The organism is Pseudomonas muyukensis (assembly GCF_019139535.1).
GTDB lineage: Bacteria > Pseudomonadota > Gammaproteobacteria > Pseudomonadales > Pseudomonadaceae > Aquipseudomonas > Aquipseudomonas muyukensis.
The window spans coordinates 4,813,029-4,834,980 of the sequence record NZ_CP077073.1; the positions used below are offsets into that span (position 1 = coordinate 4,813,029).

24 protein-coding genes and 3 tRNA genes are annotated in these 21,952 nt (G+C 62.8%); 6 read left to right on the forward strand and 21 right to left on the reverse strand.

Annotation, left to right across the window (positions count from 1 at the left end; translation table 11 throughout):
- Positions 1-82 precede the first annotated feature (82 nt).
- From KSS95_RS21235 to KSS95_RS21320, 18 genes are all read right to left on the reverse strand, one after another.
- Positions 83-158, reverse strand: a tRNA-Lys gene (locus tag KSS95_RS21235).
- A 60-nt stretch (positions 159-218) separates the two neighbouring features.
- Positions 219-893, reverse strand: a complete 675-nt coding sequence (gene queC, locus KSS95_RS21240) for a 7-cyano-7-deazaguanine synthase QueC (protein WP_217849381.1) — start codon at positions 891-893, stop codon at positions 219-221.
- 10 nt (positions 894-903) lie between these two features.
- Positions 904-1,551: a 7-carboxy-7-deazaguanine synthase QueE gene (queE, locus tag KSS95_RS21245; RefSeq protein WP_217849383.1), complete on the reverse strand. Its 648-nt coding sequence runs from the start codon at positions 1,549-1,551 to the stop codon at positions 904-906.
- A 160-nt stretch (positions 1,552-1,711) separates the two neighbouring features.
- Complete coding sequence (gene ybgF / locus KSS95_RS21250; protein ID WP_217849385.1) at positions 1,712-2,521, reverse strand: tol-pal system protein YbgF; 810 nt, start codon at positions 2,519-2,521, stop codon at positions 1,712-1,714.
- A gap of 6 nt (positions 2,522-2,527) precedes the next feature.
- Positions 2,528-3,025, reverse strand: coding sequence for a peptidoglycan-associated lipoprotein Pal (gene pal / locus KSS95_RS21255; RefSeq protein WP_008090230.1), 498 nt, complete (start codon positions 3,023-3,025; stop codon positions 2,528-2,530).
- Between the two features lie 53 nt (positions 3,026-3,078).
- Complete coding sequence (gene tolB / locus KSS95_RS21260) at positions 3,079-4,380, reverse strand: Tol-Pal system beta propeller repeat protein TolB (RefSeq protein WP_217849387.1); 1,302 nt, start codon at positions 4,378-4,380, stop codon at positions 3,079-3,081.
- On the reverse strand, positions 4,377-5,453 hold the full coding sequence (gene tolA / locus KSS95_RS21265) for a cell envelope integrity protein TolA (RefSeq protein WP_134689419.1): 1,077 nt from the start codon (positions 5,451-5,453) through the stop codon (positions 4,377-4,379). The genes tolB and tolA overlap by 4 nt, the downstream gene beginning before the upstream one ends.
- A complete protein-coding gene (gene tolR / locus KSS95_RS21270) occupies positions 5,453-5,905 on the reverse strand; it encodes a protein TolR (RefSeq protein WP_023628694.1) in 453 nt (150 codons plus the stop codon). The genes tolA and tolR overlap by 1 nt, the downstream gene beginning before the upstream one ends.
- 14 nt (positions 5,906-5,919) lie before the next feature.
- Entirely contained in the window at positions 5,920-6,615 is a 696-nt protein-coding gene (tolQ, locus tag KSS95_RS21275; protein ID WP_054890996.1) for a protein TolQ, read from the reverse strand.
- A 2-nt stretch (positions 6,616-6,617) separates the two neighbouring features.
- Complete coding sequence (gene ybgC, locus KSS95_RS21280; RefSeq protein ID WP_217849389.1) at positions 6,618-7,070, reverse strand: tol-pal system-associated acyl-CoA thioesterase; 453 nt, start codon at positions 7,068-7,070, stop codon at positions 6,618-6,620.
- Positions 7,071-7,195: 125 nt separating this feature from the next.
- The gene (gene ruvB, locus KSS95_RS21285; RefSeq protein ID WP_217849391.1) at positions 7,196-8,242 is read right to left on the reverse strand and encodes a Holliday junction branch migration DNA helicase RuvB; all 1,047 of its coding nucleotides are present in this window, start codon (positions 8,240-8,242) and stop codon (positions 7,196-7,198) included.
- Complete coding sequence (ruvA, locus tag KSS95_RS21290) at positions 8,239-8,856, reverse strand: Holliday junction branch migration protein RuvA (RefSeq protein ID WP_217849393.1); 618 nt, start codon at positions 8,854-8,856, stop codon at positions 8,239-8,241. Before ruvA ends, ruvB begins: the two co-directional genes overlap by 4 nt.
- Before the next feature lie 108 nt (positions 8,857-8,964).
- On the reverse strand, positions 8,965-9,489 hold the full coding sequence (ruvC, locus tag KSS95_RS21295) for a crossover junction endodeoxyribonuclease RuvC (protein WP_134689427.1): 525 nt from the start codon (positions 9,487-9,489) through the stop codon (positions 8,965-8,967).
- A gap of 134 nt (positions 9,490-9,623) precedes the next feature.
- The gene (locus tag KSS95_RS21300; RefSeq protein ID WP_217849395.1) at positions 9,624-10,376 is read right to left on the reverse strand and encodes a YebC/PmpR family DNA-binding transcriptional regulator; all 753 of its coding nucleotides are present in this window, start codon (positions 10,374-10,376) and stop codon (positions 9,624-9,626) included.
- Positions 10,377-10,485: 109 nt separating this feature from the next.
- Positions 10,486-12,261 (reverse strand): aspartate--tRNA ligase, encoded by a 1,776-nt coding sequence (gene aspS, locus KSS95_RS21305; protein WP_217849397.1) that lies wholly within the window; start codon positions 12,259-12,261, stop codon positions 10,486-10,488.
- Between the two features lie 94 nt (positions 12,262-12,355).
- Entirely contained in the window at positions 12,356-12,577 is a 222-nt protein-coding gene (locus tag KSS95_RS21310) for an FmdB family zinc ribbon protein (protein WP_186662379.1), read from the reverse strand.
- 92 nt (positions 12,578-12,669) lie between these two features.
- Entirely contained in the window at positions 12,670-12,915 is a 246-nt protein-coding gene (locus tag KSS95_RS21315; RefSeq protein ID WP_225935596.1) for a ribbon-helix-helix domain-containing protein, read from the reverse strand.
- A gap of 273 nt (positions 12,916-13,188) precedes the next feature.
- Positions 13,189-13,662: a Dps family protein gene (locus tag KSS95_RS21320; RefSeq protein ID WP_003254783.1), complete on the reverse strand. Its 474-nt coding sequence runs from the start codon at positions 13,660-13,662 to the stop codon at positions 13,189-13,191.
- Positions 13,663-13,930: 268 nt separating this feature from the next.
- On the opposite strand from KSS95_RS21320, the gene KSS95_RS24690 reads away from it, so the two are divergent.
- Positions 13,931-14,524 (forward strand): cold-shock protein, encoded by a 594-nt coding sequence (locus tag KSS95_RS24690; RefSeq protein ID WP_302467657.1) that lies wholly within the window; start codon positions 13,931-13,933, stop codon positions 14,522-14,524.
- 17 nt (positions 14,525-14,541) lie between these two features.
- Here the strand turns inward: KSS95_RS24690 and KSS95_RS21330 are convergent, their stop codons facing one another.
- Both KSS95_RS21330 and KSS95_RS21335 read right to left on the reverse strand, forming a co-directional pair.
- Positions 14,542-14,754 carry a SlyX family protein gene (locus tag KSS95_RS21330; protein ID WP_225935537.1) on the reverse strand — a complete coding sequence of 71 codons (213 nt, stop codon included), beginning with the start codon at positions 14,752-14,754 and terminating at the stop codon, positions 14,542-14,544.
- A gap of 2 nt (positions 14,755-14,756) precedes the next feature.
- Complete coding sequence (locus KSS95_RS21335) at positions 14,757-15,176, reverse strand: HIT family protein (RefSeq protein ID WP_217849399.1); 420 nt, start codon at positions 15,174-15,176, stop codon at positions 14,757-14,759.
- 728 nt (positions 15,177-15,904) lie between these two features.
- Between KSS95_RS21335 and KSS95_RS21340 the strand changes: the two genes are divergently transcribed.
- The 3 genes from KSS95_RS21340 to KSS95_RS21350 all read left to right on the forward strand — a co-directional run bounded on the left by KSS95_RS21340 (position 15,905) and on the right by KSS95_RS21350 (position 20,034).
- On the forward strand, positions 15,905-17,188 hold the full coding sequence (locus tag KSS95_RS21340) for an OprD family porin (protein ID WP_217849400.1): 1,284 nt from the start codon (positions 15,905-15,907) through the stop codon (positions 17,186-17,188).
- Between the two features lie 156 nt (positions 17,189-17,344).
- Positions 17,345-19,060 (forward strand): proline--tRNA ligase, encoded by a 1,716-nt coding sequence (locus KSS95_RS21345; RefSeq protein ID WP_217849401.1) that lies wholly within the window; start codon positions 17,345-17,347, stop codon positions 19,058-19,060.
- Positions 19,061-19,080: 20 nt separating this feature from the next.
- Complete coding sequence (locus KSS95_RS21350) at positions 19,081-20,034, forward strand: hypothetical protein (protein ID WP_217849402.1); 954 nt, start codon at positions 19,081-19,083, stop codon at positions 20,032-20,034.
- 90 nt (positions 20,035-20,124) lie between these two features.
- Here KSS95_RS21350 and dinB read toward each other — a convergent pair whose 3' ends face one another.
- Positions 20,125-21,183, reverse strand: a complete 1,059-nt coding sequence (gene dinB / locus KSS95_RS21355) for a DNA polymerase IV (RefSeq protein ID WP_217854053.1) — start codon at positions 21,181-21,183, stop codon at positions 20,125-20,127.
- Positions 21,184-21,393: 210 nt separating this feature from the next.
- On the opposite strand from dinB, the gene KSS95_RS21360 reads away from it, so the two are divergent.
- Together KSS95_RS21360 and KSS95_RS21365 are read left to right on the forward strand one after the other, a co-directional pair.
- Positions 21,394-21,470 (forward strand) — tRNA-Met (locus KSS95_RS21360).
- A gap of 225 nt (positions 21,471-21,695) precedes the next feature.
- A tRNA-Met gene (locus tag KSS95_RS21365) sits at positions 21,696-21,772 on the forward strand.
- The last annotated feature ends 180 nt before the right edge of the window (positions 21,773-21,952 follow it).

Genomic DNA, 21,952 nt, shown 5'->3' on the forward strand with positions numbered 1-21,952 from the left:
GAAGCCGCCAACCCCAGCAGTTAATGGCGCAAACGAAAAAGCCCGCTTCCGTTGCCGGAAGCGGGCTTTTTCTTACTGCGTATGGTGGGTCGTGTAGGATTCGAACCTACGACCAATTGGTTAAAAGCCAACTGCTCTACCAACTGAGCTAACGACCCGTTGGATGGCGCGTATATTACTGATTTCTCAGAGGAAATCAACACCCCATCGCATTTTTTTCAAAAATATCGGGTCGGATCCTCTACCCCGGCAGCCTTGAAGCCGTCGGCGCGCAGGCGGCAGCTGTCGCACTTGCCACAGGCGCGGCCGTCATCATCGGCCTGGTAGCAGGACACGGTCAGGCTGTAGTCCACGCCCTGGGCCAGGCCGGCCTGGACGATCTGCGCCTTGCTCAGGTTCTGCAGCGGCGCCTGGATACGGAAGCCCTGCCCTTCGACACCGGCCTTGGTGGCCAGGTTGGCCATGCGCTCGAAGGCCTCGACGAACTCGGGGCGGCAGTCCGGGTAGCCGGAATAATCCACGGCATTGACGCCAATGAAGATGTCGCGGGCTTCGAGCACTTCTGCCCAGCCGAGGGCCAGGGACAGGAACACGGTGTTACGGGCCGGTACATAAGTCACCGGAATCCCTTCGCTCGGCGCCTCGGGTACATCGATGCTGCTGTCGGTCAGGGCCGAGCCGCCGATGCCATCCAGGTTCAGGCCGATCACCTTGTGTTCGACCACGCCCAGGTCGCGGGCAACCCGCGCCGCGGCATTGAGCTCGGCGCGGTGGCGCTGGCCGTAGTCGAAGCTCATGGTGTAGCACTGGTAGCCCTCGGCCTTGGCCATGGCCACCACGGTGGCCGAATCGAGGCCACCGGACAGCAGGATTACCGCACGTTTGTCAGTCATGTCTTTCTCCTCAGCGCCCAGGTTCGTCGTTCCACAGCAGCTTGTGCAGCTGCAACTGGAAGCGCACGGGCAAGTTGTCGGCAACGATCCAGTCGGCCAGGTCACTGGCCTTGATCTGGTGATGGCTGGGCGAGAACAACACCTCGCCGGCGCGCTCGGCCAGGTTGTACTGGATCAGTTTGGAAACCGCCCAATCGTAGTCCTCACGGGAACAGATGACGAACTTGACCTGGTCGTTGCGGGTCAGCAGCTCGATGTTCTCGTAGCGGTTGCGGTGCAACTCTTCGGAGCCTGGGGTCTTGAGGTCAAGCACCCGGCTGACCCGCGTGTCGGTGCCGCTGATATCGAGGGCGCCGCTGGTTTCCAGCGACACTTCGTACCCGGCGTCGCACAAGCTGCGCAGCAATGGCAGGGCATTGGGCTGGGCCAGCGGTTCGCCACCAGTGACGCAGACGTAGCGCGGCTTGAAGCTGGCCACCTGCTCGAGCAGCGAATCGAGGGTACGCAGGGTGCCGCCGCTGAAGGCGTAGGCGCTGTCGCAGTACTGGCAGCGCAGGGGGCAACCGGTCAGGCGCACGAAAACCGTGGGCAGCCCGGCCGTTCGCGTTTCACCCTGCAAGGAGTAAAACACTTCGGTGATGCGTAATGTGTCTTGCATGATCGCCACGGGCGTGACAGCTGAACAGGCTGTCCGCCTCCGTCAGGCACTGTCGCGGACTCGACATGGCGTTATCCGCGGCAGCGTGTTTAGGAAAAAAGGTCGGTGATTCTAACGAAAAAACCCGCGACAAGCGCGGGTTTCTTTCGAATGGCAAGCTTCAGAGCTTCTGCAGGTCGCGTTGCGCCAGTTGCGCGGCGGACGTGCCGGGGTACTGGGTGATGACCTGTTGCAGGATGCCCTTGACCTTGTCGGTGTGGCCTTGGCGGCGCTCGACGTCGGCCAGCTTGTACAGCGAATCCGGCACCTTGCTGTGCTGCGGATACAACTGGCTGACCTTGGCGAACGCCTGGCCTGCGCCTGCCAGGTCACCCTTGGCCAGGTTGACCTCGCCAAGCCAATACTGGGCGTTGCCGGCGTACTGGCTGTTGGGGTACTTGCGCAGGAAGGCGTTGAACGCCTGGCTGGCCTTGTCGAAGTCCTTCTGCTTGATCAGGTCGAAAGCGGCGTCGTAATACAGCTTCTCTTTCGCCGGATCACCCGGCTCGCTGCTGGCGGCCGGTGGCTGCGCGGCGCTGGCGCCGGCGGCGGCACCCGTGGCTGCGTTGTTCGCGCCACCGGTGGAAGAATTGTCTGGAGTCGCGGCAGGCGCGGCACCGCTGCCAATGCGGCGGTCGAGATCCTGATAGCGCTCGAGGTTTTCCTGCTTCATGCGCGACACATCGTTCTGCAGCTCTTCGATGATGCCTTGCTGGCGGGAAATCTGGTCCTGCATCTGCTGCAGCTGCATGAACAGCTGGCCATTTGCAGAAGCAGGGGCCGAAGCCCCTGCTCCGGCATAGGCGCCGCTCGTGCCATAACCCGCAGGTGGATAGCCACCCGCGTTGTCATCTACTACGGGAACCGCAGCCCACGCCGAAAGGGGCAGGCTGAGTGCGAGGACGGTTACAGCACGGCGGCACATACGCATAAGAACTTACTTACGCAGTTCTACGCGACGGTTCTGAGCCCAGGACTGCTCGTCGTTGCCGGTGGCAACTGGACGCTCTTCGCCGTAGGAGACCAGTTCCAGCTGAGCTGGGGAAACGCCCTGCAGAACCAGGTAGCGTTGAACGGCCTTGGCACGACGCTCACCCAGAGCCATGTTGTACTCGCGGGTGCCGCGCTCGTCGGTGTTGCCTTCCAGGACAACGCGGTTGCCGTTGGACTTCAGGTCCTTGGCGTGAACGTCCAGGGCGCGCATGGCTTCTGGCTTCAGATCCGAGCTGTCGTATTCGAAGTAGAAGGTGGTGATTGCGCGCAGGGCGGCTTCTTCGCTCAGGGAACCGTCGACAGCGCCAGTGTTGGCACCGTAGCCAGCGTTCGGGTCAACAGCGCCTTCACCAGCGTTGTCACCGCCTTTCGAGGAGCAACCTACAGCTACAGCCATGGCCAGAGCCAGCGCAGCGAATTTACCAAACTTCAGCATTTCCATCGTGAAACTCCTAATGAAACCCCAGTGTGTTAAGCAAAAATATTACGCCGCAATCAGTTCAGGTAAGGGGACCAGGACGGTTCTCTGACTTCGCCTTGAGCGGTAGGAAGTGGGAGCCTCACACGGCCGTTAAGCGACACGAGCATCAAGACTCCCCGGCCCTGCTGGCGGGTGGCGTAGATTAGCATGGTGCCGTTTGGCGCAACAGTGGGAGACTCATCAAGACTGGTCTCGGAGAGAATCTTTACACTTCCGCGTTGCAGGTCCTGGGCAGCCACCTTGAAGTTGGTGAAACCCTGCTGGCGATGGATCATCACCAGGGTCTTCTCGTCCGCCGACAGTTTCGGGTTGGCGTTGTAGTTACCGACGAAGGTCACGCGCTCGGCACCACCGCCACCAATCGACTGTTTATAGATCTGCGGCTTGCCGCCACGGTCGGAGGTGAAGTACAGGGTGTTGCCATCCTTGCCCCAGAACGGCTCGGTGTTGATGCCCGGGCCGGCGGTGACACGGGTGATCTGGCGCGAGGCCACGTTCATCACGTAGATGTCCGGGTTACCGTCCTTGGACAGCACGAACGCCAGGCGGGAACCGTCCGGCGACCAGGCCGGCGCGCCGTTCAGGCCTTCGAAGTTGGTGATCTGCTCACGGCGGCCGGTGTCGATGTGCTGGACGAAGATGCGCGGGCGCTTCTGCTCGAACGACACATAGGCGATGCGCTTGCCGTCCGGGGCGAAGCGCGGCGACAGGATCGGCTCACGGGACTGCAGCAGGGTCACCGCGCGGGCACCGTCGTAGTCCGAACGCTGCAGGGTGTAGCGGGTGTTGTTGGTGGAGAAGCGCTCGGCGGTCACGTACAGCATGCGGGTGGAGAACGCACCCTTGATGCCGGTGAGCTTCTCGAACGACTGGTCGGCGATGTAGTGCGCCATGTCGCGCAGCTGGTCGACGCCGCCAGCCACGCTGCCGGTCAGTACCTGCTGCTCGGTGGCGACGTTGAACAGCGCGTACTGCACCTGCAGGCGGCCACCGGACGGCACGATGTTGCCGACCATGATGTATTGCGCGCCCAGCGCTTTCCAGTCGCGGAAGATCACTTCGCTGGCCTGGGTCGGCAAGCTGATCATGTTCTGCCGCGGGATCGGCGAGTAGTAGCCGGAGTTGCGCAGGTCATTGCCGATGATGTCGGCCATGTCCTCGGGCAGCACGCTGCCACCCTGCAGGCCGAACGGCACTACCGCGATGGGGGTGGCCCGGTCGCTACCGCTGGTGACCAGGATGTTCTTTTCCTCTGCCACAGCCAGGCCTGCCACGCAGCAGAGCAAGACCAGGAGTCCTCTCAGACGTTTAATCACAACGCTAGATCCTCAGGTGTAAATGTCATCTTGAATGAACGATACGGATTGAATTCGTTCGGCTTCAAGCCCTGCATCTCGGTCAACCGACCAATGTTCTTCACCGCGGCCACGGCCGAGCTGTCGAACGGACCGTCGCCACTGGATTTGGCCACGCTCACGTTGGTGATGGTGCCGTCTGGCAACATGTTGATCTGCAGAACTACCGTCATGCCCTTGCGCGCAGATGGCGGACGTGCCCAGCCCTCGGCCGCGCGCATGCGGATCAGGTCGTCGAAGTCGCCGGCCACCTGGTCACCCTGCTCGTCGGCCAGCGCCTGCTGCCGCTCGGTGGTGTCGGACAACAGCTCGGCCAGTGCCTGCGCCTTCTTGTCTTCCGCCGCCTTGCGGGCCGCTTCCTGTGCCTTTTTCTTCTGGGCGTCTGCCGCGGCCTTTTTCTTGGCCTCTTCAGCTGCCTTCTTCTTCGCGTCCTCGGCCGCCGCTTTCTTCTTGGCGTCCTCGGCTGCTTTTTTCTTCGCGTCTTCGGCGGCTTTCTTCTTCGCCTCTTCCGCGGCTTGCTTCTTGGCTTCCTCGTCGGCCTTCTTCTTGGCCTCTTCCTCAGCCTTCTTCTTGGCGATGTCGGCCTGTTGCTTTTCCGCGGCCTTCTTCGCTTCTTCAGCTTTCTTGGCCTCGGCGGCCTTCTTCTGCTCGGCGGCCTTGGCGGCCTCTTCCGCTTTTTTCGACTCGGCGGCCTCGCGGGCCTCCTCGGCCTTTTGAGCGGCGTCGGCTTTCTTTTGTTCCGCAGCCTTCACGGCCTCCTGCTCGACCTTCTTCTGCTCGAGCTGCTCGACCTCGGTCTGGCGCGAAGCCGTCTTCTTGGCTTCCCCGGCAATCTTCTGATTGGTCTGGGTGGTCGCCTGGCTCTTGGACTTGAGCTGGTAGAGCGTGGCCTGGACGATCGGCTTGGACGGCGGCAGCTCCGGGGTCATGGCGAAGCTGACGAACAGCATGCCGAACACCAGCACGTGCAGCGCAATGGCCCAGACACTGGGCCAGAAATAGCTTTCCGAGGCGGATGGCTCTCGCTGTTGCATCAGGGCGCCTCGGTAATCAGGCCAACGTTTCCGACACCGGCCTTCTGCAACCCGCCCATGGCGCCCATGACCGCGCCGTAGTCGACGGCCTTGTCACCGCGGATGAACACCTGGGTCTGCTTGCCCTGGTCACGGCCGGCGGCGATGATCTTGGTCACTGCACTGGTCATTTCCGGCAAGGTCATGGCCTTGTCCATCTGCTTGTCGGTGTCGACTTCGCTGCCAAGGTTCCAGTAGTAGGTCTTGTCGGCCTTGATCGAGATGGTCAGGACCTGGACGTTGTTGTCCTGCGGCAGGGCTTCGCTGGAAACCTTGGGCAGGTCGACTTTCACGCCCTGGTTGAGCATGGGGGCGGTCACCATGAAAATGACCAGCAGCACCAGCATCACGTCGATGTAGGGCACCACGTTCATCTCGGCGACCGGCTTGCGTTTGTGGCGAACTCGGGCCATGGGTTTCTACCTGATCACTCTTCGCTGGTGTGTACTTTGCGGTGCAGGATCGCCTGGAACTCGTCGGCGAACGTGTAGTAACGGCCGATCAGCGTTTCACTGCGCGCAGCGAAACGGTTGTAGGCGATGACCGCCGGGATCGCGGCGAACAGGCCGATGGCAGTGGCGATCAGTGCCTCGGCGATGCCCGGTGCCACGGTGGCCAGGGTCGCCTGCTGGGCGCTGGCCAGGCCGCGGAACGAGTTCATGATGCCCCACACGGTGCCGAACAGGCCGATGTACGGGCTGGTCGAACCGACGGTGGCCAGGAACGGCAGGCTTTGCTCGAGCTTTTCTTCCTCGCGGGAAATGGCCACGCGCATGGCCCGACCAACACCTTCCATGACCGCGTCCGGGTCGACACCCGGCTGCTGGCGCAGGCGCGAGAACTCCTTGAAGCCGGCACGGAATACCTGCTCGACACCCGAGTCCGGATCAGGGTTGCTGCCCGCCTGGCGGTACAGCTTGGACAGGTCGATGCCCGACCAGAAGCGCTCTTCGAACGCGTCCAGCGCGCGACGGCCGGCACGCAGCATGGTGCTGCGCTGGAAGATCATGATCCACGAGGTGACCGAGGCGGCCACCAGGGTCAACATGACCAGCTGAACCACGACACTGGCATTGGCGACCAGGCTCCACATGGAGGTATGGTCGACGACGTTTGCTTCCACGCTTATTCTCCTGCGTTGGATTGAGTACCCGTGCCGTCCGCCAGGAAGGCGTCACGCAGCGCTGGGGGAATGGCCCGGGGTTTGAAAGTGTCGGCACGCACGGCGGCCACCAGAAACTGCCCTTCGCAGAGCAGCGTTTCATCCTTTGTGCGCCATACCTGCTGCACGAAGCGCAGGCTGGCGCGGTTCAACTCGGTGACTTGCGCGGTGACCCGCAGTTCGTCGTCCAGCCGCGCCGGCGCGTGATAGCGCGCTTCGCTGGAATGGACCACGAACAGTAGATTGTCCCCGGCCAGCTCCAACTGGGAGAAACCCAGGTGGCGCAGGCGCTCGGTACGCGCGCGCTCCATGAACTTGAGGTAGTTGACGTAGTACACCACCCCACCGGCGTCGGTGTCCTCGTAATAGACGCGACAGCGGTGTGCGAACGGTTCCAGCCCATTTTGCGCGCGCATACTCTAGTGCTTACTCCTGTACTTGCCAATCCGCCCCGGCAACTGTTTTTGCATCGATAATGTCGTATTGCCAGCGAGCTGCCGACATGCCAGCGGTAGGACCACGAAATCGGCGATTCGATCTGTCATTCATCGTCCTGCACGGCATATTCCCCGCCTTCGCAGAAGCGCCCGGGGATATTCAGGCCGAAATGCAGGTAGGCATGGCGGGTGACTACCCGTCCACGCGGGGTGCGCATGATGTAGCCCTGCTGGATGAGATAGGGCTCGAGCACGTCCTCGATGGTATGGCGCTCCTCGCCGATCGCCGCGGCAATGTTGTCGAGCCCCACCGGACCGCCGTCGAACTTCTCGATCATGGTCAGCAGCAGGCGCCGGTCGGAGTGATCGAAGCCACGCTCGTCGACATCCAGCAGGTTCAGCGCCATGTCCGCGACCGCCTTGGTGATCTCGCCCTTGCCACGCACCTGGGCAAAGTCGCGCACCCGCCGCAGCAGGCGATTGGCGATCCGTGGCGTGCCCCGCGCCCGGCGGGCGATCTCGAATGCGCCCTTGTCGTCCATCGACAGCCCGAGAATACCGGCCGAACGACTGACAATGGTGGCCAGGTCCTTGTTGCTGTAGAACTCCAGGCGCTGGACGATGCCGAAGCGGTCGCGCAACGGGTTGGTCAGCATGCCGGCGCGGGTGGTGGCCCCGACCAGGGTGAACGGCGGCAGGTCGAGCTTGATCGAGCGCGCGGCCGGGCCCTCGCCGATCATGATGTCCAGCTGGAAGTCCTCCATCGCTGGGTAGAGCACCTCTTCGACCACCGGCGACAAGCGGTGGATCTCGTCGATGAACAGCACGTCGTGGGGTTCGAGGTTGGTCAGCATCGCCGCCAGGTCGCCCGGGCGCTCGAGGATCGGGCCCGAGGTGCTCTTGACCGATACGCCCATCTCCTGGGCGATGATGTTGGCCAGGGTGGTCTTGCCCAGGCCAGGCGGGCCGAAGATCAGGGTGTGGTCGAGGGATTCGTTGCGTCCGCGCGCGGCCTGGATGAACAGCGCCATCTGCTCGCGCACCACCGGCTGGCCGATGTACTCGTCCAGGCGCAGCGGGCGGATCGCGCGGTCCTGGACCTCTTCGCGGTCGCGGCCACTGGCGGCGATCAGGCGGTCGGTTTCGATCACTTGGCAATCATCCCTTTAAGGCTGCGACGGATCAGTTCCTCACTGCTCAGGCCGGCCTTGTCCTTGATCGCGGCAATCGCCTTGCTGGCTTCCTGGGGCTTGTAGCCCAGGGAGACCAGGGCACTGACGGCGTCGGCCTCGGCCGAGGACTCACTGGCCGCCGGCAGTGGGCCGTCGGAAACCAGGGTGAACATCGCCGGGGAGGTTTCCCACGCCTTGAAGCGGTCCTTGAGTTCGACCAGCAGGCGTTCGGCGGTCTTTTTACCGACACCCGGCACGCGCACCAGGACCGTGGCGTCCTGGGCCTGCACACAGCGCACCAGCTCGTCCACTTCCAGGCCGGACATCAGCGCCAGCGCCAGCTTCGGCCCCACGCCGTTGAGGCGGATCAGCTCGCGGAACAGCTCGCGCTCGCGTTTTTCGGCGAAGCCATAAAGTAGGTGGGCGTCTTCGCGTACCACCAGGTGGGTGTGCACGGTCACTGGCTCGCCGACCTTGGGCAGGCGGTACAAGGTGGTCATCGGCACTTCCAGCTCATAGCCCACGCCGTTGACGTCGATAATCAGGTGCGGCGGTTGTTTCTCCGCCAAAGTGCCACGCAAACGTCCAATCACGTTCCGATCCTTCCTCTCGGGCGCCGGTCGAAAACCGGTCCACCCTATCAGCAAATGCGCCAGGTGCGCGCGTCACCCGGACAAAATGTGTATCAGCGCATGAAGCGGCTACAGACGCAAGCGCCCGCCGCGCCGCCGCGCCGTCGTCAAGCCATGGGGAATCAGGCTGGAGCGGGTATGGGCATGGCACAGGGCGATGGCCAGGGCGTCCGAGGCATCGACCTGGGGCTTTTGGGTCAGCTTGAGCAGGTGCATCACCATCAGCATCACCTGCTCCTTGTTGGCGCCACCGGTGCCGGCCACGGCCTGCTTGACCTGGCTGGCGCTGTACTCGGCGATCTCCAGGCCCGCCTCGGCGGCAGCGACGATGGCCGCGCCACGGGCCTGGCCCAGCTTGAGCGCGGAGTCGGCGTTGCGCGCCATGAACACCCGCTCGATGCCCATGGTTACCGGGCCGTGCTGGCGGATGATCTCGCTGACGCCGCGGAACACCACCAGCAGGCGGTCATGCAGCTCGCCATCGCCGGTACGGATGCAGCCGGAGGTGACGTACTCGCAGCCGCGCGCGGTCTGGCGCACCACGCCGAAGCCGGTGATGCGCGAGCCGGGGTCGATACCAAGAATCAGGGTCATAGCGCCTACGAATGTGTACGATTTTTTGCCGGCCTTATCGCGGGACAAGCCCGCTCCCACACGACCTGCGCCAAACGGCGAGCGGGCCTTGCGGGAGCGGGCTTGCCCCACGATCGAGCCGATTGCCGAAACGATCAGCCCAGCGTTTCCAAGATTTCATCGGAAATCTGTGCATTGGAGTAGACGTTCTGCACGTCGTCCAGGTCCTCGAGCATGTCGATCAGCTTGAGCACCTTCTCCGCACCGTCCTTGTCCAGCTCGGCGCTGGTGGTCGGCTGCATGACGATCTCGGCATCCGAGGCCTTGAAGCCCGCTTCTTCCAGGGCGTTGCGCACGGCATAGAACGCGTTGAACGAGGTGAACACCTCGAACGAGCCGTCCTCGTTGGCCACCACGTCGTCGGCATCGGCCTCCATGGCGGCTTCGATCAGCGCGTCCTCGTCGACCTTCAGTTCCGCGGCGAAGCTGATCTGGCCCTTGCGCTCGAACAGGTAGGCCACCGAACCGTCGGTGCCCAGGTTGCCGCCACACTTGGCGAAGGCATGGCGCACGGCAGCGGCGGTACGGTTGCGGTTGTCGGTCATGGCTTCGACCATGATCGCCACGCCGCCTGGGCCGTAGCCTTCGTAGCTGAGCTCCTCGACGTTGTCGCTTTCGTTGGTGCCAGCCCCCCGGGCCACGGCGCGGTCGATGATGTCGCGGCTCATGTTGGCGCCCAGGGCCTTGTCCAGCGCCAGGCGCAGGCGCGGGTTGGAGGCCGGGTCAGGCCCACCCTGCTTGGCGGCGACGGTCAGCTCGCGAATCCACTTGGTGAAGACCTTGCCTCTCTTGGCATCCTGGCGTTCTTTGCGGTGCTTGATGTTCGCCCACTTGGAATGACCGGCCATAACGACTCCAAATCCTTGAAACAGAAACAGGTTCCGCCCCGAAGGGCGGAACGTGGGAACAGTGCGCCGAAGCGCCTGGGCGCATCCGCCGGGACGCGCCCGGAGCCGATTACTCGACCTTGGTCTGCTCGCGCAGACGGATGTGCAGCTCGCGCAGGGCCTTGGCGTCGACCAGGCCCGGGGCCTGGGTCATGACGCACGCGGCGCTCTGGGTTTTCGGGAAGGCGATCACTTCACGGATCGACTGCGCGCCGGTCATCAGCATGACCAGGCGGTCCAGGCCGAAGGCCAGGCCACCGTGCGGCGGTGCGCCGAACTTCAGGGCGTCGAGCAGGAAGCCGAATTTCTCTTCCTGTTCGGCCGCGTCGATGCCCAGCAGGCGGAACACCGCTTGCTGCATCTCCTTGCGGTGGATACGGATCGAACCGCCACCCAGCTCGGTGCCGTTCAGCACCATGTCGTAGGCACGCGACAGGGCGGTGGCCGGATTGGCCTCCAGCTCTTCAGGGGTGCACTTGGGCGCGGTGAACGGGTGGTGCAGCGCGGTGAAGCTGCCGTCTTCGTTCTCTTCGAACATCGGGAAGTCGACGACCCACATCGGCGCCCACTGGCAGGTCAGCAGCTCGAAGTCATGGCCCAGGCGAATACGCAGCGCGCCCAGGGCTTCGCTGACGACCTTGAACTTGTCGGCGCCGAAGAACACGATGTCGCCATCCACGGCGCCTACGCGGTCGAGGATGTTGTTGAGGTTGGCCTCGGGGATGTTCTTGACGATCGGCGACTGCAGGCCCTCGACACCCTTGGCGCGCTCGTTGACCTTGATGTAGGCCAGGCCCTTGGCACCGTAGATGCCGACGAACTTGGTGTACTCGTCGATCTTGCTGCGCGGCATGCTGGCGCCGCCTGGCAGGCGCAGGGCGGTAACGCGGCATTTAGGGTCGTTGGCAGGGCCGGCGAAGACCTTGAAGTCGACATCCTTGAGCTGGTCGGCAACGTCGACCAGCTCCAGCGGAATGCGCAGGTCAGGCTTGTCGGAACCGTAGCGGCGCATGGCTTCTTCGAAGGTCATGTGCGGGAATTCGCCGAACTCCAGGTCCAGCACTTCCTTGAACAGCTTGCGGATCATGCTCTCGGTGAGGCCCATGATCTCGCTTTCGTCGAGGAAGCTGGTCTCGATGTCGATCTGGGTGAATTCCGGCTGGCGGTCGGCACGCAGGTCTTCGTCGCGGAAGCACTTGGCGATCTGGTAGTAACGGTCGAAACCGGCGACCATCAGCAGTTGCTTGAACAGCTGCGGCGACTGCGGCAGGGCGAAGAAGCTGCCGGCGTGGGTGCGGCTCGGCACCAGGTAGTCGCGCGCGCCTTCAGGCGTGGCGCGAGTCAGGATCGGGGTTTCGACGTCGAGGAAGCCGTTTTCGTCGAGGAAGCGGCGGATGCTGCTGGTGATGCGCGAACGCAGGCGCAGCTTGTCGGCCATTTCCGGGCGACGCAGGTCGATGAAGCGGTAGCGCAGGCGGGTTTCTTCGCCAACGTCGGAGAATTCGTTCAGCGGGAAGGGCGGAGTCTCGGCTTCGTTGAGCACCTTCAGCTCGTAGCCCAGCACCTCGATGCCGCCGGAAGCCATGTTCGGGTTGACCGCGCCTTCAGGGCGCTTGCGCACCTTGCCGGTGATCTGCACGACGTATTCGCTGCGCACGCGGTCGGCGTTGGCGAAAGTCTCGGCGCGATCCGGGTCGAACACGACCTGGGCCATGCCCTCGCGGTCACGGATGTCGAGGAAGATCACCCCGCCGTGGTCGCGGCGACGATGGACCCAGCCGCAAAGGGTGACTTCCTGGCCGTCCAGGGACTCGTTCAGTTGGCCGCAATAATGGCTGCGCATCATGATGGTGGTTTCGCTTCTCGTGATTCGTGTATTCGGTGGAGGTCTTGGCCGCCCAGGGGGCTAATACTGCAAGACCCGGGCGGTGCAATTCAACTCAGTCGGCCTTGTCGCCGCCTGCCAGATTCTTTTTTGCCCCAGTCTTGAAGTCGGTCTCGTACCAGCCATTGCCGCTGAGGCGAAAGCCGGGGACCGACAGCAGTTTCTTCAGCGCCGGCGCCTGGCACGCCGGGCAATCGGTCAAAGGCGCGGCGCTGATCTTCTGCAGCACCTCCATCTGGTGTTCGCAGGCGGCACATTGATAGTCGTAAAGGGGCATGGTGTCTCTCGTCAACCACATCGCAAGCTGCCCACGGCAGCAAAGAGCGGGATTATATATGGTTAAGGAGTGCTGTGCAGCCCGCCTGGCGGTCAATGCCCGTCTGGCGCCTCCTGCAGCCAGGCCACGCAGATCACCCGCACCAAGCCGCTGAAATTTCTCACCCCGCCATGGCGCAGGTGCACCTCGCGGTCGATGTACGACAGCAACGCACTCACCGAACAGCGATTGGCCCCGGCAATCCGCTCGAGAATCCGCCAGTACACCGCCTCGAGCCGCAAGCACGTAGCAAAGCCATTGAGCCGCACCGAACGGGACACCGGGCCGGCCTGCCCCATGTCGAAATCGCGCTTGAACGGGTCGATGCGTGGCCTCGCCGCCCCCGCCCCGTGCCTTGCATTGCCATTGATCCCACCTGCCGCATGCTCCATCACATCGCTCCATCGTGACCTGATCACCCGCTCGCCGAACGAGCGGAATCCATAGCCTCAATGAAGCGCCGACATGCGAATGGATATCAGAAGCAAAATATTCCCCATAAACGAACAGGCCCGACACCCAAGAGGGTGCCGGGCCCGGCTCAAAGGCAGCGCAGGGTTTTCAAGCGGCAATCATTTCCCGTCGAGCAAAACGCGCAGCATCCAGGCGGTTTTCTCGTGCACCTGCATGCGCTGGGTCAGCAGGTCGGCGGTCGGCTCGTCACTGACCTTGTCGACCACCGGGAAAATACTGCGCGCGGTGCGCACCACCGCCTCCTGCCCCTGCACCAACTGCCGGATCATCTCGTCGGCCGGCGGCACGCCTTCTTCCTCCTTGATGGAAGAATGACGGGCGTAGAAGGCATACGAGCCTGGCGCCGGGAAGCCCAGGGCGCGAATGCGCTCGGCGATGGAGTCGACGGCCAGGGCCAGTTCGTTGTACTGCTCCTCGAACATCAGGTGCAGGGTACGGAACGAAGGGCCGGTGACGTTCCAGTGGAAGTTATGGGTTTTCAGATACAGCACGTAGGTATCCGACAACAGGCGCGACAGCCCGTCGACGATGGACTTGCGATCTTCTTCACTGATACCGATATCGATTGCCATGAAGTTCCCCTTTCCATAAGGCTTGGCGAGCAAGCGGGCAGCGGCCACTGTAACAAGAGTTGCGCCGCCGCGCATGCGACACTGGGCTGCAGCGACAGCTCAGTTTGAGAAGCCCCCGCCTTTGCTGTTAAATAGGCAGTGTGCCACCCGTGCGGATTGTCAATGCCGGGTGCATAGGCTGGACCGTCACGTTTTAGCGCCTACACCACACGCGCACCGTGCGACCAGCTCATCCTGTGATCGGCCTTATCAATGTGAGCCAAACCTAATGTTCAAGATCGTCCATCTGGTGACGGGCGTGGCGGCTTTGCTGCTATCGCTCATACCCAGTCTGAAAACTGACGCTACACCCTTCCTGCAACAACCCGAAGCCGTCTACCTGGCACTGCTCGGGCTGCTCAACCTGGTGCTGGCCCCGGCATTGCCGCAATACTACAAGGCCATGCGCCAGCAACTGCAACGCGCCAGCAGCATCCTGCTGGTGCTGGCAGTGGTGCTGCAGACCCTCACCCTGCTGGCCCGCCCGGAGCTGGGCAACCTGCCGGCGCTGGCCTGTGCCGCGCTGGCGAGCGCCCTGCACCTGCTCGCAGGCTTCGTCCGTGGCACGCGAAAGGCCCGCTCTAGCCTGGGCAGCGCCCAGGACGCCGGCCTGCGCGATACTGGCACGGTGAAGTGGTTCAATACCTCCAAGGGCTTCGGCTTCATCTCCCGCGATTCCGGTGACGATATCTTCGTGCACTTTCGCGCCATCCGTGGCGAGGGCCACCGTGTCCTGGTCGAAGGCCAGCGCGTGGAGTTCTCGGTGATGCACCGCGACAAAGGCCTGCAGGCCGAGGACGTGGTCGCGGTTTCGCGCCGCTGACCACCCTGCCGCCGCCCTCAGTAATGAGGCGGCGGCGCTTCTTCTCCCGCGCCACCCTGCTGGCCGGCCATTTCCTCGTAACGCTTGATCAGCTCGGCCATCTGCAACTGCAGGCGGTCGATCACTCGGCTCTGCTCGACCACCACGTCATTGAGCGCTTGCAGGCTGTCATCCTGGAAGGCCTGGCGGGTTTCCAGCTCGATCATGCGCATTTCCAATTCCTGCGACATGCTCACGCCTCCTTGAAGCTTTCGCCCAGCAGGGCACGCACTTGCTGACGAATGGCGTCAAGCTGCGCCGGGGTGTAAGCCACCGCCGGCACCTTGCCCCAGACCGGCGCCGGCCAGGCGGCATCGCCATGGCGCCGCACGATCACATGCATGTGCAGCTGGCTGACCACGTTGCCCAGGGTCGCGACGTTCATCTTGTCGGCGGCGAAGGCATCCTTCAACGCCTCGGCCAGGGCGCTGGTTTCTTCCCACAGCTGGCGCAGGTCAGCCTCGTCGAGCTCGAACAGCTCGCTGACATTGGCGCGGCGCGGCACCAGGATGAACCATGGATAGTTGGCATCCTTGCTCAGCAACAACTGGCACAGCGGCAGATTGCCCAGAACCAGGGAGTCCTGTTGCAGGCGCGAATCGAGGGTGAACACGGCAAACCTCCTTACAAAGGGTACAGCCCAGCCCTGCCGGCGGGCACAAGGGCGCAAGGATACTCTGCTTCGCCGCTATCGACACCCGTAGCACGCCAGTGGCGACCCACTTCGGTAACACAGCGCTACTTTTCGCACCAAAAAAGAGCCGGCAGCCAAACAGCCACCACACATCCGTCACATAAAACAGCCAGGATCAACAGTTGTCGGTAACACCTTGACTTGGAAGGCAGCTTGTCGATGCAGTGCCAGCACTTGTCGCGGCATACCACCCGGACTGGCTACAGCCCCGGTTTGCGGAGGTTTCCAAGCCTGCGCCACCGGCTTTGTGAAAATTTCATCAAACGTTCGTGATTTTGAGCACGCTTGTTGCATTCGCTTCACAGCACGTCGGCACGCCCCCTGCAGGCAGGGTGGACGCGACAAATAACAACAGCGGCATCGGATAAACCAGGGAGTTTCACAAGCCGAACTTTGTGTTTATACATTCATGACGGTTTTGAGACAGCGCTGGCGTTGTACGCCTATTAACAAGGCGTGATTTGCGACATGGAAACAGCCAACAGCGACATGACCGTAAAGTTACCGAAAGGTTGTTTTACCCCATATCGCCAAGAATAGTCCGCGTGATATACATTTTCGCCGACATAACAAGAAAGAGCTGCCCCATATAATTAAAACACTGGGCGCAGCGGTACTCTTCCTAAAAACCAAAGGAGCAAATCACGATGCGCGTGATGAAGTGGAGCATGATCGCCCTGGCCGTAGCGGCAGGGACTTCGCAGATGGCTGTCGCCTCTTCGCAGGATGAGTCCAAGGGCTTCCTCGAAGACAGCAAGCTCAACGTCAAGACCCGGATGCTGTATTTCAGCCGTGACTTCCGCAACAACGACCGCGATGAAAACGGCAATCGCCAGAGCCGCCGCGAAGAAACTGGCCTGGGCTTCCTCGGCACCTACGAATCCGGCTTCACCCAAGGCACCGTCGGCGTCGGCGTCGATGCCATCGGCATGTTGGGCCTGAAACTCGACAGCGGCAAAGGGCGCGCCGGCACCGGCCTGTTCCCCACCGGCTCCGACGGTCGCTCCCAGGATGACTACTCCAAAGGCGGCGCAGCGGCCAAGTTCCGCATCTCCGATACCGTGCTGAAAGTCGGCGACCAGTTCACCGCACTACCGGTGTTCGCGACCGACGACAGCCGCCTGCTGCCAGAGATCGCCCAGGGCGCCTTGCTGACCAGCAATGAAATCAAGGGCCTGACCGTTCATGCCGGCCGCTTCACCAGCCTCACCGCCCAAGAGCAGACCAACCGCGACAGCTTCCGCCTGAAGGAAGCGGACGTGTTCGGCGGCACCTATGCCTTCACCGACAGTCTGTCCACCAGCCTCTACTATTCCAAGGTCGAAGACTACTGGCGCAAGTACTACGCCAACGTCAACTGGGCAGTGCCGATTTCCGACAAGCAGGGGTTGGTATTCGACTTCAACATCTATGACACCAAGAGTGACGGTCGCGGCCTGGTACGCGCAGACAAGGACAGCGAAACCAAGCTCGACAACCGTGCATTCAGCCTGTCCGGCGCCTATAACATCGGCGCCCACACCTTCACCCTGGCCTTCCAGCGCGTCACCGGCGACGGCCAATACGGCTACGGCGTCGATGGTGGTGGTACGGTATTCCTCGCCAACTCCATCGCCCGTTCCGACTTCAACGCCGAGGACGAAAAGTCCTGGCAGGCACGCTACGACCTGAACTTCGCCGAATACGGTATCCCGGGCCTGACCTTCATGACCCGCTATGCCCACGGCACCGGTGCCAACACCGACGTGACCAACAACGGCAAGGAATGGGAACGCGACATCGACATCAAGTACGTGCTTCAGGAAGGCCCGGCCAAGGACCTGAGCCTGCGTGTACGCCAGGCAACCTACCGTTCTTCGGACAACGTCTACGGTTCGCCGTCGCTGGACGAACTGCGCCTGATCGTCGAGTACCCGCTGAGCATCCTGTAAGCCGCCGCTTGCAGCGCTTCGCGAACAGAAGCCCGGCCAAGCGCCGGGCTTTTTCATGGCTGACAAGCGCACCGCCCTGGGGCATCCTGTACGCTTTCGTTTCGCCCCCGTACAATGCGGGGTCATTCAACATTCAGGCAATCGACACGGCTCACCATGCGCACCAGTCAATATTTGCTCGCCACCCAGAAAGAAACCCCGGCAGATGCAGTGGTCATCAGCCACCAGCTCATGCTGCGCGCCGGCATGATCCGCAAACTGGCTTCCGGCCTGTACACCTGGCTGCCGATGGGCCTGCGGGTGATGCGCAAGGTCGAAGCGGTGGTCCGCGAGGAAATGAACGCCGCCGGTGCCCTCGAAGTGCTGATGCCGAGCATCCAGCCCGCCGAGCTGTGGCAGGAATCCGGGCGCTGGGAGCAATACGGCCCTGAGTTGCTGCGCCTGAAAGACCGCCACCAGCGCGATTTCTGCGTCGGCCCGACCCACGAAGAGGTCATCACCGACCTGGCGCGCAACGAGCTGTCCAGCTACAAGCAGTTGCCACTGAGCATGTACCAGATCCAGACCAAGTTCCGTGACGAGATCCGTCCGCGCTTCGGCCTGATGCGTGGCCGCGAGTTCATCATGAAGGACGCCTATTCCTTCCATGCCGACCAGGCTTCCCTGCAGGAAACCTACGACCGCATGCACCTGGCGTACTCCAACATCTTCACCCGCCTGGGCCTGGACTTCCGCCCCGTGCAGGCCGACACCGGCTCGATCGGCGGCAACTATTCCCACGAGTTCCACGTCCTCGCCTCCTCCGGCGAAGACGACGTGATCTTCAGCGACACCTCCGACTACGCCGCCAACATCGAGAAGGCCGAAGCCATTCCGCGCGAAACCGTGCGCCCGGCGCCGACCGAAGAGCTGCGCCTGGTCGACACCCCGAATGCCAAGACCATCGCGCAACTGGTCGAGCAGTTCGGCCTGCCGATCGAGAAAACCGTCAAGACCTTGATCGTGCACGGCACCGAGGAAGGCAAGCTGGTGGCCCTGGTGGTCCGTGGCGACCACGAGCTCAACGAAATCAAGGCTGCCAAGCTGGAACAGGTCGCCGACCCGCTGGTCATGGCGTCGGACGCCGAGCTGCAAGCCGCCATCGGCGCTGGCGCCGGCTCCCTCGGCCCGCTGAACCTGCCGCTGGAATGCGTGATCGACCGCTCGGTCGCGTTGATGAGCGACTTCGGCATCGGTGCCAACATCGACGACAAGCACTACTTCGGCGTGAACTGGGAGCGTGACCTGCCGGTACCGCAAGTCGCCGACCTGCGCAACGTCGTCGCGGGCGACCCGAGCCCGGACGGCCAGGGCACCCTGGTGATCAAGCGCGGCATCGAAGTGGGCCACATCTTCCAGCTCGGCACCAAGTACAGCGAGGCGCTCAAGTGCCAGGTCCTGGGCGAGAACGGCAAGCCGGTGGTGCTTTCCATGGGCTGCTACGGCATCGGTGTGTCCCGCGTGGTCGCCGCCGCCATCGAACAGAACCACGACGACAAGGGCATCATCTGGAACGACGCCCTGGCACCGTTCCAGATCGCCCTGGTACCACTGCGCTACGAAACCGAGGTGGTACGCGAGGCGACCGACAAGCTGTACGCCGAACTGACCGCCGCCGGCTACGAAGTGCTGCTGGACGACCGCGACAAGAAGACCAGCCCCGGCATCAAGTTTGCCGACATGGAGCTGATCGGCATCCCGCACCGCATCGTCGTCAGCGACCGCGGCCTGGCCGAAGGCAACCTGGAGTACAAGCACCGCACCGAGTCCGACGCCCAGGCGCTGCCGCTCAATGAAGTGCTGGCCTTCCTGCAGGCTCGTATCCGCCGCTGATAACTGTTGCGCGAGTGATCATGTCCAAGCGAAGTACCTATACCCTGGGGGGCGCCGCACTGTGCGGCGCCCTGCTCCTCGGCGGCTGCGCCAACCAGATGTCCCAGCGCAGCGACCACGAGGAGCGCGTCGAGCGCAAACTGCTCGAGCATAGTCTGCAGATCGATGTCGGCGAGCCCAAGGTCATGGAGCTTCCGCAACGGCGCGTGCGCATCCACGAACAGCAGCGGTTCGAGGTCACCGAATTCGAGGTGACCCGCCACTACGACCGCTACACCCCCTACCAGCCCTGGCGGGAGATCTACGAGATCCCGCTGGGCGCGGTGGCGGTGGTGGCCGGCATCGGCGCCAACGTGGTCAATGTGTTCGCCCTGGGCAACCTGCCGGACAGCGTCACCCACGACTGGCTCAGCTATGGCGTGGACGGGCTCAACCCGTTCATGAACGTGCCGTCCAACGGCCGCGCCCAGCAGAACCTGGCCGGAATCAGCGAAGTCGAGAAAGGCAAGCGCGAGGAGTTCACCAGCCTGCCGTGGAACGAACGCCTGGTCGAGGTCAAGGCCGGCAAGAAAACCCACGAGCTGACCACCGACAAGAACGGCGTGCTGCGCCTGAACCTGCTGGACAGCCCGTTCTCCGAGCAGAACCTCAACCACATCGGCACCCTGCACCTGCAAGTGGCCGATGAGGACAAGGGCGTGCGCGGCGACGCCAGCCTGCTGGTCAGCGGCAACCTGCGCAGCAAGCTGCTCGAGGCCCATGAGCTGATCTTCGATGACCTGGAGGACGACGATGTCGGCCAGTGGGTGCATCGGGTCAAGCGCCTGTCGGAGCTGGGCCTGGAAGAAGAAGCCAGCGAACTGGAGCAGAGCCTGATCGAGCTGACCCGCAACGACCCGGAGCTGCAACAGGAATTCGTGCAGAGCCTGACCAAGGCCACCGGGCGACTGGTGGCCGACCCCGGCGCGCAGTAATAAGGAAAGGGCTGCCTTGCAGCCCATCGCCTGCGCTACAGGCCCTTGCGGGAGCGGGCTTGCCCCTCAATGGGCCGCTCGCGCCTTCCTTTATAGGTCGCCGAACAACTCCAGCTGCTCAAGCGCCCCGCGCAGATCCCGCAAGCGCACCCCCACCCCCAGCAAGCGTACCGGCTTGCCACCTCGGGCGAACGCCTGGCTCAACAACTGCCGATAGCTCTCCAGGTCGCGCCCCGCCCCCGCCTGCTCCAGGGTCGTCTGGCTGAAATCATGGAACTTGACCTTGACGAATGGCTTGTCCGGACGGTAGCTGCTGTCCATCCGTGCAATACGCTCATTCAGGCTGGCCAACAACGCCGGTAGTTTTTCCAGGCAACTGGCCAGGTCCGGCAGGTCTTGGTCATAAGTGTTTTCCACGCTCACTGATTGGCGCCGGCTGTCATTGTGCACCGCGCGCTCGTCGATACCCCGCGCCAGCCCCCACAGCCGCTCGCCAAAACTGCCGAACTCGCGCACCAGCGCCAAGCGCGGCCAATCGCGCAGCGACAGGCAGGTGTCGATACCCAACCGCGCGAGCTTGTCTGCCGTGACCTTGCCCACCCCGTGCAAGCGCGCTACCGGCAAGGCGGCGACGAACTCCTCGACCTGACCCGGGGTAATCACGAACAGGCCATTGGGCTTGCGCCAATCGCTGGCGATCTTGGCCAGGAACTTGTTTGGCGCCACCCCGGCGGAGACAGTGATATGCAGCTGCTGGGCGACCCGGCGGCGGATGTCTTCGGCAATGCGCGTGGCGCTGCCGGCAAACCATTGGCTGTCACTGACATCCAGGTAGGCCTCGTCCAGCGACAGCGGCTCGATCAGCTCGGTGTAGTCGCGAAAGATCGCGTGGATCTCCCGCGACGCCTCGCGGTAGGCCTCGAAACGCGGCTTGACGATCTCCAGGTCCGGGCACAATTTCAACGCATGCCCCGAGGCCATGGCCGAACGCACGCCGTAGGCACGCGCCTCATAATTGCAGGTGGCGATCACCCCACGCTGGCCAGGCTGCCCGCCCACCGCCATCGGCCGACCGACCAGGCGCGGGTCATCGCGCATCTCGATGGCGGCGTAGAAGCAGTCACAATCAATGTGGATGATCTTGCGCAGGGACATGGACGACAGCCACTACTGTAAATTCATACAGATACTACCGTAAGGCCGTCTGACGAGACAGCCTGACGCCGATAATCGGGCTGAAAGCCCCGCCGCAACTGACCTGCGCCCTGATCAGGGGCGCTAAGGGATTGAACGAAAAAGGATTTTTTTGAATTAGTGCTTGACACCCCCAAGGAAATCCGTAAAATTCGATCTCACAGGCGCGGGATGGAGCAGCCTGGTAGCTCGTCGGGCTCATAACCCGAAGGTCGTCGGTTCAAATCCGGCTCCCGCAACCAGATTCAAGAAAAGGCCACTGTTTCGACAGTGGCCTTTTTTATTGCCTGATATTTACCGTGGGCGCCAAGCTTGCTGGCGAAGCAAATAGCGCCGGGCATGGCACCCACTATGCCCGTGTTCACCGGCAAGGCCGGCTCCTACACCGCAACACTGCAAAAAATTACGGAAAATCAAAGATTAACGCTTGACACCCAGCCTTGAATCCGTAGAATGCACACCACTGACGCGGGATGGAGCAGCCTGGTAGCTCGTCGGGCTCATAACCCGAAGGTCGTCGGTTCAAATCCGGCTCCCGCAACCATATTCGTCAGGACAAGCCCCGCTTATCGAGAGATAACGCGGGGCTTGTTGCATTCAGTCCCCCGCAAAATTCCCCCTCGCCTCCCCGCCACCAGCCCTTGACTGCCGCGCCCTGCCCGCGCGGCTGAATGAACTATCTTTAACTATCCTGAAACAGCTTAAGCCGCCGGCCCGGAGTAAT